Below are 11,471 nucleotides of genomic sequence, written 5' to 3'. Positions count from 1 at the left end.
TCCCGACGCCAGCCGTCTCAGATTGAAACCGTGCCGCGGGGTCAGCACCAGATTGTCGCCCAACGCATGAAAAGACTCATGGCCGTCAGCTTACGCCGCGAACGACCGGTATTTCCAGATCCCGTATCTTCTTGCGCAGGGTATTGCGGTTCAGGCCCAGCATCGCCGCGGCCTTGATCTGGTTGCCCCGCGTGGCGGCCAGCGTCATCTGGATCAGCGGCCGTTCGACCTCGGCAATCACCCGATCATAGATATCGTGCAGCGGCATGCCATCCTGTCCCGCCGCCAGAAAATGCCGGATATGCCGGGCCACGGCATCCGCCAGCGGTTCCTTGGCCAGAATCTCCGGCGCTTCCGCCTCCTGGTCGTGCGATGCCGCTTCCGCCAGTTCCTGGTCCACCAGGTCCGCCGTAATCGTCTCCTGCGGATACAGGGCCGCCAGACGGCGCATCAGGTTTTCCAGTTCGCGCACATTCCCCGGCCAACGACTGGCCTGGAGGCGTTCGATCGCCCCATCGGCCAGGATCTTGGCCGGCAACCCGTCCTCGCGACTGCGATCCAGAAAATGCCGCGCCAGCAGCGGAATATCCTCCACGCGCTCGCGCAGCGGCGGCAGGCGAATCGGCACCACATTCAGCCGATAGAACAGATCCTCGCGAAACGTCCCGGTCCGGATCGACTGGCGCAGATCGCGATGCGTGGCCGCGACGATACGGACATTGGCCCGAATCGGCTGCCGCCCGCCAACGGTGGTAAACTCGCCCTCCTGCAACACGCGCAGCAGGCGCGTCTGCGCCTCGGGAGGCATGTCGCCGATCTCGTCGAGAAACAGCGTCCCCCCCGCCGCCTGCTCGAACCGGCCCGGATTGCGGCTGGTCGCCCCGGTAAAGGCTCCCCGCTCATGCCCGAACAACTCGCTCTCGATCAGTTCGCGCGGAATGGCCGCCATGTTGACCGCCACGAACGGCCCACCCCGCCGGCGCCCGTAATCATGCAGCGCCCGCGCCACCAGTTCCTTGCCGGTGCCACTTTCGCCATTGATCATCACCGTCAGGTCGGAGGTCGTGAGCCGCGCGATGATGCGATAGATATCCTGCATCGCCATCGACCGACCGATCAGCGGCATCCGCTCCTCGGATTCGAGCGGCGCCGCCGGCTCGGCCAGCGTGCGGGCCGGCGCAGCCAGCGCCCGCTCCACCACCGCCAGCAATTCCTTCAGGTCGAACGGCTTGGGCAGATATTCGAACGCCCCGCGCTGGGTCGCCTTCACCGCCGTCATCAGCGTGGATTGCGCGCTCATCACCAGCACGCGCATGTCCGGCCGCGCCCGCTTGATGCGCGGAATCAGGTCCAGCCCGTTCTCGTCGGGCATCACCACATCGGTAATGACCAGATCGCCCTCGCCCTCCTCGATCCACTGCCAGAGGGTGGCGGCGCTGGCGGTGGTGCGCACCTGATAACCGGCGCGCCCCAGCGCCTGGCTGAGAACGGTGCGGATGGAACGGTCGTCATCAGCAACAAGAATGGTCGGAAGGGGCATACGAAATCCGGTCTCTCACTCGAAACGGGCAACAGGGAATAGACATTCAAGGAACGCAAAATACCGCCGCGCGGCGTCGCGGGTCAGGGGTGCGTCCGCCCCTCCGCCACCACGGGCAGGTGCAGCAGGACTTCGGTCCGACCGGGGCGACTGTTCACCTCGATCACCCCGCCATGATCGCCGATGATCTTGCCCGCCAGCGCCAGCCCCAGCCCGCTTCCCCCCGCCTTGGTGGTCAGGAAGGGCTCGAACAGATGGGGCCGGATGCTGTCGGGAATCCCGGCCCCGTTATCGCGCACCGACACCACCAGCGGCAGTTCGACGCGCTGCTCCATCCCCGGCACCGCCAGACGCACGCCATGGCGATAGGCGGTACCGAGCGTGATTTCGCCCTTCCTGCCCTCTCCGGCAATGGCTTCGGCGGCATTCTTGACCAGGTTCAGCAACACCTGCACCAACTGGTCGCGATTCCCCCACACCGGCGGCAGCGACGGGTCATATTCCTCGATAAAGCGAATATCGGCCGCGAACCCCTTTTGCGCCAGCAGCCGCACATGCTCCAGCACCCGATGAATGTTCACCGGCCGCCGCTCCAGCGGCTTGTCGCTGAAAATCTCCATCCGGTCGACCAGGTCGCGGATACGGTCCGCCTCATCGCGGATCAGCACCGCCAGTTCCCGGTCACTTTCCGAGACCGATCCCTCCAGCAACTGCGCCGCGCCCCGGATGCCCGAGAGCGGGTTCTTCACTTCATGCGCCAGAATCGCGGCCATGCCCGAGACGCTACGCGCAGCGGAGCGGAAGGTAAGCTGCCGATCCAGCGCCCGCGCCGCCGACGAATCGTGAAAGGTCAGCAGCACCCCGTCCGGATGCTCGGCCACCAGCGTCCCCTGCACGGTAATGCCGCTGCGATGCAGCCGCGGCCCGTCCAGATTCAGCTCATGCTCCGCGATCGTCACCCCATCGCGCCGCACCTGCTCCACCAGCAGAAAGATCGGATGGTCGGACGCCAGCACGTCCGAAAGATGCATCTGCTCCAGATGCTGGCTGGACATGCCGAAGAACGGCTCGGCCGCGCTGTTGACGTGGCGGATACGGTTCTTCTCCCCCACCAGCATCACCGGCAGGGGCATGGCATCCAGCAGCGCCGCCCCGTCCGGCCGGGGCAGCGCGTCGGGCGGCAGGCTCGCTTGCATGGGCATCAGGCCGCCTGGGCGGCGTCCTGGCCGCCCGACACACCGCCCCGGCGCTCCCGGCCCGACCCGGCGGCAATCTGGCGGTCGTAGAAATCCCCGATCATGGCAATCGCCACCGCCGCCTCGTCCACCTTGTTGATCGCGGCCCGAAAACCCGCCGAATCCGGCAGGCCGGCCGAGTACCACGACACATGCTTGCGCGCCAGGCGCAGGCCCGGATGCGCGCCGAAATGCGAAAGCATCATGTCGTAATGCTCCAGCACGATCGCCTTTTCTGTCGCCAGATCCGGGTCCGGCACCTCTTCGCCGGTCGTCAGGGCATGCCCCACCTGTGCCAGGAACCACGGCCGGCCATAGCAGCCACGCCCGATCATCACCCCGTCGGCGCCCGACTGCGCCAGCGCCCGCCGCGCGTCATCGACGGTCAGGATATCGCCATTCACGATCACCGGCAGCGAAACCGCTTCCTTCACCGTGCGGACAAACGCCCAGTCGGCGGTCCCGGTATAGAATTGCTGCCGCGTGCGGCCATGCACCGTAACCATGCGGATTCCGGCCTGCTCCGCCATCCGCGCCAGCACCGGCGCATTCAGGCTGGCATGGTCCCAGCCCATGCGCATCTTCAGCGTCACCGGCACGTCCACCGCCCGCACCACGGCCTCCAGCAGCCGCCCTGCCAGCGCCTCGTCGCGCATCAGCGCCGAGCCCGCCTGCTGGCCCACCGCCACTTTCTTGACCGGACAGCCAAAATTGATGTCGATCATGTTCGCGCCGCGATCGACGGCAATCCGCGCCGCCTGCGCCATCGCCTCGGGCTCGCAGCCGGCAAGCTGCACGGCATTCGGCCCCTCATCGTCCGCCACTTCGGCCATGCGCAACGTCGCCTGATTCTCGCGTACCATGGCCCAGGACGCGATCATCTCGGACACCACCAGCCCCGCGCCCAGGCGGCGCGCCAGGCGGCGGAACGGCAGGTCCGTCACGCCCGACATCGGGGCGAGAATCACCGGGGTGCGCAGCACCACACCCCTCCCCAGATCGACAGGACGCAACAATTCGGACAACATGGACGGCACTACCCCCATCTGGGCTGACAGATCATGCCTTCGCCTCGCGGCGCGACACCGGGATGGACGAATTTCCAGCATGGATGCTCAGGATTTAAGCAGAATATCGACTTTGAAAGCATCACGCAATCGCGATAGCAGCCAAACGGGACGGAAACGGAGCGGCCGAGGCCCGAAACAAATGCGTCCCGGCGCTTGACGGCGCGGGGCGTCCGCCGCATTGCTCCGCCATGCGTGTTGCAGCCATTCTTCTTGCCGCGGGCGTGGGCCGACGTTTCAGCGCCACGACGGCATCGCCTGTCGCCAAGCAGTATCTGACGCTCGGCGGCCGGCCCATCATCCGCCACGCGGCGGATGCCCTGTCTCCTCATGTGGACCTGCTCCAGCCGGTCGGCGACACCGCCGCGCTGGCCGAAGCCCTGCACGGTCTGGACACTCTCCCCCCCGTCGCCGGCGGTGCCAGCCGGCAGGAAAGCGTCCGCGCGGGGCTGGAGGCGCTGGACCGCCTGCCGGCATCCGAACGCCCCGACCTCGTGCTGGTCCATGACGGCGCCCGCCCCTACGTCCCCGCCGAGGTCACGCGGGCGGTCATCGCGGCCCTCACCAGCCATCCCGGCGCCATTCCGGCGGTGCGCGTGGCCGACACGCTCAAGCGCGGCCATGGCGGCGTCATCACCGCCACCGTCCCGCGCGACGATCTCTATCGCGCCCAGACCCCCCAGGGCTTCCGCTTCGCGCTGCTGCGCGACCTCCATCGCGGCGCCGCCGCCACCGACGCCACCGACGACGCCGCCCTGCTGGAAATGGCGGGCCATACGGTCGCGCTGGTCGCCGGTTCGGAAGACAATATCAAGCTGACCTACGAGGAAGATCTGATGCGCCTGGAACGGCTGATCGGTCCGACATTGCTGCCGCGCACCGGCATCGGGTACGACGTGCATGCCTTCGCCGAGAACCGCCCGCTGATCATCTGCGGCATCACCGTGCCCCACGATCGCGGCCTGGCCGGCCATTCCGATGCCGATGTCGGCATCCACGCCCTGTGCGACGCGATCTACGGCGCCCTGGCCGAAGGCGATATCGGCCGCCACTTCCCGCCCAGCCAGAACGAGTGGAAGGATGCCGACAGCGCGCGCTTCCTCATCCATGCCGGCCAGCGCATCCGCGACCGTGGCGGCATGCTGGTCAACGCCGATGTCACGCTGATCTGCGAACGCCCCAAGATCGGCCCGCATTCCGAAGCGATGCGCCAGCGCCTCGCGGACCTGCTGGAGGTCGACATCGACCGCATCTCGGTCAAGGCCACCACCTCCGAACGACTAGGCTTCACCGGCCGCGAAGAAGGCATCGCCTGCACCGCCAGCGCCACAATCCTCGTCCCCTGAAGCCTGCCCGGAAATGCGCGCTGGTGGCGATCCGGCGCGCGTTTCCTGCGCTTCGCTGCTCACGGCCGTCAAGGCCGCTCCGCTGCGATGCTCGGAAACACACGCCGGCCGTGCCGCTACGCGGCACTCTCGCTCACCAGCCCACATTTCCGGGCAGGCTTCCCACCCCCCGGCCTGAGCGAACGCCATAATCTCGTGCACGGCCATCAAGGCCGCTGCGCGGCACGCTCGCTCACCAACCCACATTGCCGGGCAGGCGTCCCGCGCCCCGACCCGTGGCAATACCGGACTTTCGCCTAATTCAGCCGTCGATTGCCATGATGACGACGACGACGGGCACGATCGCCAGCAGCACCCAGGCGCCCATGGCACAGGTCGCAACCCAATGGGCGACACGCTGCCGCACACGGCGCGACGAACCGGCATGATCAATCTGGCCTTTCGATGCCCGGTCGATCTCATGCGCGGCAATCCCCGGCATTTCCGAAAGCGGCCGCAAATCGATCAAAGCCATGCGCTCACTCCTGAGTCGTCGTTGTTCTCCGTCCCTTCTACAGCGAAGCTCTGTAACAAAGTGTTTGGCTCGGTGTCGGAACGCAAGCCGGAAGCTGCCGACACTTTATGGCGGTTCCATGACCACCCGAGCCGTTACGAATCGGCGTGCAACAACGCCAGAAACGATGCCGCGTCCTTGACATCCAACGCCAGCCCCTCCAGACGCGCACCCTGCTCGGCATCCTGCCCCCAGAGTTCCATCTGGGTCCGCTCGTCCAGCGTCGCGCAGGCCATGGCCTGTTCCGCCGTCAGCCGTCCATCCACCAGCGCCAGCCCCAGCACCAGACTGCCCAGCGCCGGCACAGCCACGCCCAGCGCGGCCAGCGCCCCGTCCGCCAGCCCCTCAAGCACCGATTGCAGCCCCGCCAGCGCCTCGGGCGGCTGATCGACCGGCATCACCCCGTCGGTGCTCCGCAACGCGACACCATATCGGGCACGCAGCCATTCCAGCCACGGGTCCCATTCCTGCTGCTGGCGTTCGACCAGCAGCGCCGGGTAGCGCACGCGGTAACACAGCAATTCATGGCGGGCGTATCCCAGCAACACACCGATCACAGCCGCCCGATCAGGCGCGATGCGCTCCAGCATCGTCCCCGCGATCCGTGTCAGCCGCAGATCGGACGGCGCGAAATCGCCCCCCTTCCCGCCGCCACCCGCCGCCTGCCATTCCCCAGCCAGGGCCTCGGCCAGCGCCCGGCTCCCCACACGCAGCACCGCCCCACCCGGCAGACGCACCGGCCGACCATCCAGCCGGACCGCAAAACCCTCGGGCTCCGACACCACCTCGGCACGGTCCCAGAAACGCCGCCGCGTGGCGGCGGCAGGGGCGGAAGAACGGGGCGTCACAGGCGTATCACTCATCGAAACAATCCAAGCCCACGCAGAATATTCATCACTTTCGGCGCTTTGGCCTTCGGCGCGGCATCCGGCGCCGGGCCGGGCTGTTCCTCGCGCGCCGCCTTCAGCGCATCGGGGCACGGATCGCCCATCGCCGCCGACGGCCCGATGGTCAGCATGAAGCGATGCCCCGGCCCCGCCGCTTCCGGCCGGGGCTGCGGCGCCCGGATGGTGCCGGCCACCACGATCGGCATCGAGGCGCCGCTACCGCCGATCAGCAATTGCGGCATCAGATGCAGGTCCAGGTCCTGCTGCGCCAGACCGATCGTCCCATGGCCCGTCATCGCCAGCCGAAAGGTCTGCAACCCGATCGTATCCAGCGCCGCCCGCCCGTCACCCAGCGTCATATGCACGCCCAGACAACGCAGCGCGACCGAAGTCCCCCGTGTGGCGGCCGAGGCATCCGGCCCCAGCAGGCGGCCCAGCGTATTGCCGTCAATCTGCCCCCTGACCATCGACAGACCCAGATGCCCGCCCAGATTGTCGCGCAGCGCAGCACGATCATTCCCCTGGGTCTGCACGCTGCCGACCAATTGCAGACTGCCGCGCAGCATCGGCGTCAGATCGAAAGCCTGGGCCAGCCAGTCGGCCGGCAGCACCAGCGTCCGCACATCGGCCGACAGGCGCGGCACCGCCCCCGACGCATCGACGGACAGCACGGCATCCAGACTGCGCCCCACGCCATCGGCATGCAGCGGATCAATCGTCAGATGCCCGCCCCGCAACACGAAATGGGCCTCGGCGGCATGATAATCCTCGTCATACAGCCGCATCCGGTCCGCCGTGAGGTCCAGATCGCCATCCATCTGCCGCAGACGCTCGAACGGCAACGGCGCATCATCCGCTGCCCCCTCCCGCACCGCCGATGGCGCGCCTCCATCACCCGATGGCTCCGCGGCCGGGGCGGCGGCACGCACCGTATCCACATCCAGCCGGCTCGCATGCAGCCGTCCGTTCAGCAGCGGAACCCCATTCGTCCCCCCCTGCCGGAGAAAAGAGAGGTCCCCATCCAGCGTCATCTGCGCCGAATCCAGCCGCAGGTCCGTCAGCCGGATATCGGCCCCCCCCCGAACCGCCAGATGCGCATCGGCCGTCAGATGATCCAGCACCAGATTGCCCGGCAGCGACAGCCGACCGGCGGTCAGATGACCGTCCAGAGCCGACTGTCCGCCCCCGACCGTTCCTCCCAGCCGCAGACTCCCACCCGCGACATCCACCACCAGATCCAGCGGCATCGCACTGCCCAGAACACTGCGCGCGGCGGCCAATGTCTCGGCCGGCGTCCCCAGCGTGCCATGCAGCGCGAACGGCTGGCCGGCATAATGCCCGGCGGTCTCGATCGCCACATGATCGGCCGGCGTCGGCGCATCCACCGCCAGCCGATCCAGCACCAGCCCACGCACCACCGGCACACTGCCGATCGCCCCGGTGCGCAGCCGCACCTGCCGCAGACCCGGCATGGGCGCGGTGTCCGACCCCAGATCGACCACACGCGCCGTCAGGTCGATATCGTGGACATCAGGCAAACCCGCATGCACGAACAGGCGGTTGAGATCCGCCAGCCGCCCGATCGCCAGATGCACCGCCACATCATAGCCACGCAGACGCATGGGGTCGGAGAGGGTACCGTCCAGCGTAGCGGACCCCGCATCCCGCCCCTCAATCCGCAACGAAGCCTGCAAGCGCACCGGCCATGCCGAACGCTCCGCCGCGAAAAGCTGGCCGACCTGCCCCGACACGCTGACGATCGCGGAGGAATCCCCCTGCCGATGCCCCTGCATTTCGATCGTGGGGTTCGCCCCGGTCAGCCCCGACAGATCCAGGCTGTCCAGCGTCACCGCCCCGCTGGCATGGGCGCGCCGATCGTCCCAGCGCAGATCGGCATCCCTGACCCGCACGCTGCAGATACGGACCCGCCATGGGGTCGAGGGGAAAGAAACACCCCCCGGCGGGCTGTCCGATTCGGCTGGGGGCTGCATCTGCCAGTTCGCGCGCCCATCCGCCATCCGCTCCATCAACAGGTCGGGATGGGTCAGGCGCACATCTTCCAGCCGGATTTCGTGCCGCAACAGCGGCAGCAGCGCCAGCCGCGCATCCAGTTCGGTCGCCGTCAGCATCTCCGGCCGCGCCCCGCCCGGCATGTCCGACAACGCCAGATCCCGAACGGACACCGACGGGTAAGGCAGCAGATGCACCTGCACCGCCCCCACCTTCAGTACACGGCCGGTCTGGTGCCACACCGCCGCCACCGCCTTCTCGCGCAACCCGACGGGATCAAGCCGCATCCACGCGCCCATCACGCCGGCGCCCCCCAGCAGCACCAGCACGACGAACAGCCTCAACAGGCGCAGGAGACGGCGCTTCGGTCGCGGCGGCTTCGGCTCCCCTTCCAACACGACCGGCAGCATGGCTCAGCTCCGCCGAGGCGCCGGCGTCGCGCCGGCGGTAAAACCGAGTTGCCGGAACGTCTCGCGCATGTGGGCCGGCAATTCCGCCGACACCTGCAAGCGCCCGCCCGCCGGATGCGGCAGATCCAGCGACCGCGCATGCAGATGCAGCCGGTCGACGAACCCTTCGGGATGCGCGGCCTCCCCGCCATATTTCGGATCACCCAGAATCGGCGTCCCCAGCGCCTCGCAATGCACGCGCAACTGATGGGTCCGCCCCGTCAGCGGCGACAGCGCCAGCCAGGACAGACGACGCCCGGCGGCATCCAGAACCTCGTATTCCGAAAGAGCATGGGCCGCGTCCTCATCCTTGCGCGACGCCACCACCGTCAGCGCCCCCGGCCCCGCTCCCAGCCGGGCCAGCGGCTGGTCGATCACCCCGCTGGCCGGCGTCGGCCGACCGACCACCACCGCCCAGTAGGTCTTGCGCACATCGCGCCCACGGAACGACGCCGCCAGCTTGGCCGCCACACCGGGCGTCCGCGCCAGCAGCAGCAGCCCCGAGGTATCCCGGTCGATCCGGTGCACCAGACGCGGGCGCGGATCGTCGTCATTGTCCTTCAACGCATCCAGCATGCCGTCCACATGGTGGACGATGCCCGGCCCGCCCTGCACCGCCAGCCCGGCCGGCTTGTTCAGGACGATCACCTGCGCATCGCTGTACAGCACCATGCCGCGGATCTCGCGCACCGTCCGCTCGTCCAGCACGGGCCGGGGCGGCGGCGCCGGGCGCGCGGCGGCAGGGATCGGCGGCACGCGCACCGTCTGCCCCGGCACCAGACGGGTCGCGGTATCGGCACGCTTGCCATCCACCCGCACCTGTCCCGTGCGGCACAGTTTCTGCAACGCCCCCTGGGTCAGATGGGGATAATGGCGGCGAAACCAGCGGTCGAGGCGGATATCGGCTTCGTCATCGCTGACGGTCAGGGTCACTACACTCATGACTGACGGCTTTCCCGCAGTCTGGCCCACCTGTCCAGCCGTCGCGCGATTTCAGCCTCGAATCCCCGCCCGCTGGGGCGATACAGCGATTCGCGCCGCATCTCGTCCGGGAAGTAATTCTGGCCGGAAAATCCCTCTTCGCTGTCATGGTCGTATTCATATCCCTTGCCGTAGCCGAGATCCTTCATCAGCCCGGTCGGCGCGTTCAGGATATGGGCCGGCGGCATCAGGCTGCCGGTCGCCTTCGCCAGCCGCCGCGCCGCCTTGTAGGCGGTATAGACGGCATTCGATTTCGGCGCGGTGCCCAGATGCACCACCAGTTGCGCCAGCGCCAGTTCCCCCTCGGGCGAGCCGAGTCGCTCATAGGTCTCCCACGCCGCCACCGCCAGCGGCAGCGCCTGCGGATCGGCCATCCCCACATCCTCGGCCGCGAAGCGGGTCAGCCGCCGCGCGATGAAGCGCGGGTCCTCTCCCCCTTCGAGCATCCGCGCGAACCAGTACAGCGCCGCGTCGGGGTCCGAGCCCCGCAGCGATTTATGCAGCGCCGAAATCAGGTTGTAATGTTCCTCGCGGTCCTTGTCGTACAATACGGCCCGCCGCGCCAGCAGCGCGGACAGCCCCTGCCCGTCCAGCGGCGGCCCCTCCGGCAGCGCCAGCACCTGCTCGACCATGTTCAGCAGATACCGCCCGTCGCCATCCGCCATGGCGCGCAGCGTCGCCCGCCCATCCGCGGTCAGCGGCAGGTCCCGTCCGCTCTCGGCCTCGGCCCGGCACAGCAGCCGCTCCAGCGCGTCATCATCCAGCCGCCGCAGCACCATGACCTGGCAGCGCGACAGCAGCGCGCCATTCAGGGCGAAAGACGGGTTCTCCGTCGTCGCCCCCACCAGCACCACCGTCCCGTCCTCGACCACCGGCAGAAACCCGTCCTGCTGGGCACGATTGAAGCGATGGATCTCGTCCACGAACAGCAAAGTGCCCTGCCCGATGGCCGCCCGCTGCCGGGCCTCCTCGAAAGCCCGCTTCAAATCCGCGACCCCCGAAAACACGGCCGAAATCTGCACGAAGCGCAGCCCCGCCGCGTCGGCCAGCAGACGGGCGATGGTCGTCTTGCCCACCCCCGGCCCGCCCCACAGGATCAGGCTGGCAAGCGTCCCCCGATCCAGCATCCGCCGCAGCGCGCCATCCCGCCCCAGCAGATGATCCTGCCCCACCACCTCGTCCAGCGATGCCGGGCGCAGCCGGTCGGCCAGCGGCTGCGTGCGCGGCGGCGCCGAACGCCCACGCCGCCCGGCCGGATCATGCCGGGTCTCGACAGCCGCCGGACCACCGAACAGATCCCCGCTTCCCCGCTCATCCCGCCTGCCTGTCATGCCGCCCCGCCTGCCCGTCCCGCATCATATCCACGCCGTTGTCCTGTTCGATATCACGGCCATGGTCCCGCA

At 68.3% G+C, this 11,471-nt stretch carries 9 protein-coding genes; 1 reads left to right on the top strand and 8 read right to left on the bottom strand.

Annotated elements, in window-relative coordinates:
* Positions 1-85 precede the first annotated feature (85 nt).
* The 3 genes from ntrC to dusB all read right to left on the bottom strand — a co-directional run bounded on the left by ntrC (position 86) and on the right by dusB (position 3,803).
* Entirely contained in the window at positions 86-1,540 is a 1,455-nt protein-coding gene (gene ntrC, locus HLH25_RS02145) for a nitrogen regulation protein NR(I) (protein WP_182972509.1), read from the bottom strand.
* A gap of 83 nt (positions 1,541-1,623) precedes the next feature.
* Entirely contained in the window at positions 1,624-2,742 is a 1,119-nt protein-coding gene (locus HLH25_RS02140; protein ID WP_375272366.1) for a two-component system sensor histidine kinase NtrB, read from the bottom strand.
* Entirely contained in the window at positions 2,742-3,803 is a 1,062-nt protein-coding gene (dusB, locus tag HLH25_RS02135; protein WP_182972508.1) for a tRNA dihydrouridine synthase DusB, read from the bottom strand. The genes HLH25_RS02140 and dusB overlap by 1 nt, the downstream gene beginning before the upstream one ends.
* Positions 3,804-4,033: 230 nt before the next feature.
* On the opposite strand from dusB, the gene HLH25_RS02130 reads away from it, so the two are divergent.
* The gene (locus HLH25_RS02130) at positions 4,034-5,188 is read left to right on the top strand and encodes a bifunctional 2-C-methyl-D-erythritol 4-phosphate cytidylyltransferase/2-C-methyl-D-erythritol 2,4-cyclodiphosphate synthase (protein WP_182972507.1); all 1,155 of its coding nucleotides are present in this window, start codon (positions 4,034-4,036) and stop codon (positions 5,186-5,188) included.
* Between the two features lie 301 nt (positions 5,189-5,489).
* Here the strand turns inward: HLH25_RS02130 and HLH25_RS02125 are convergent, their stop codons facing one another.
* The 5 genes from HLH25_RS02125 to HLH25_RS02105 all read right to left on the bottom strand — a co-directional run bounded on the left by HLH25_RS02125 (position 5,490) and on the right by HLH25_RS02105 (position 11,399).
* A complete protein-coding gene (locus tag HLH25_RS02125) occupies positions 5,490-5,702 on the bottom strand; it encodes a hypothetical protein (protein ID WP_182972506.1) in 213 nt (70 codons plus the stop codon).
* 134 nt (positions 5,703-5,836) lie between these two features.
* The gene (locus tag HLH25_RS02120; RefSeq protein ID WP_182972505.1) at positions 5,837-6,604 is read right to left on the bottom strand and encodes an ATP12 family chaperone protein; all 768 of its coding nucleotides are present in this window, start codon (positions 6,602-6,604) and stop codon (positions 5,837-5,839) included.
* On the bottom strand, positions 6,601-9,048 hold the full coding sequence (locus tag HLH25_RS02115; RefSeq protein WP_182972504.1) for an AsmA family protein: 2,448 nt from the start codon (positions 9,046-9,048) through the stop codon (positions 6,601-6,603). The genes HLH25_RS02120 and HLH25_RS02115 overlap by 4 nt, the downstream gene beginning before the upstream one ends.
* A 3-nt stretch (positions 9,049-9,051) precedes the next feature.
* Positions 9,052-10,029: an RluA family pseudouridine synthase gene (locus HLH25_RS02110; RefSeq protein WP_182972503.1), complete on the bottom strand. Its 978-nt coding sequence runs from the start codon at positions 10,027-10,029 to the stop codon at positions 9,052-9,054.
* On the bottom strand, positions 10,026-11,399 hold the full coding sequence (locus HLH25_RS02105) for a replication-associated recombination protein A (protein ID WP_182972502.1): 1,374 nt from the start codon (positions 11,397-11,399) through the stop codon (positions 10,026-10,028). Before HLH25_RS02105 ends, HLH25_RS02110 begins: the two co-directional genes overlap by 4 nt.
* Between the last annotated feature and the right edge of the window lie 72 nt (positions 11,400-11,471).

The sequence above is a fragment of the Gluconacetobacter dulcium genome (assembly GCF_014174165.1).
Taxonomy (GTDB): Bacteria; Pseudomonadota; Alphaproteobacteria; order Acetobacterales; family Acetobacteraceae; genus Gluconacetobacter; species Gluconacetobacter dulcium.
This window is presented reverse-complemented; position numbering and strand designations above follow the sequence as displayed.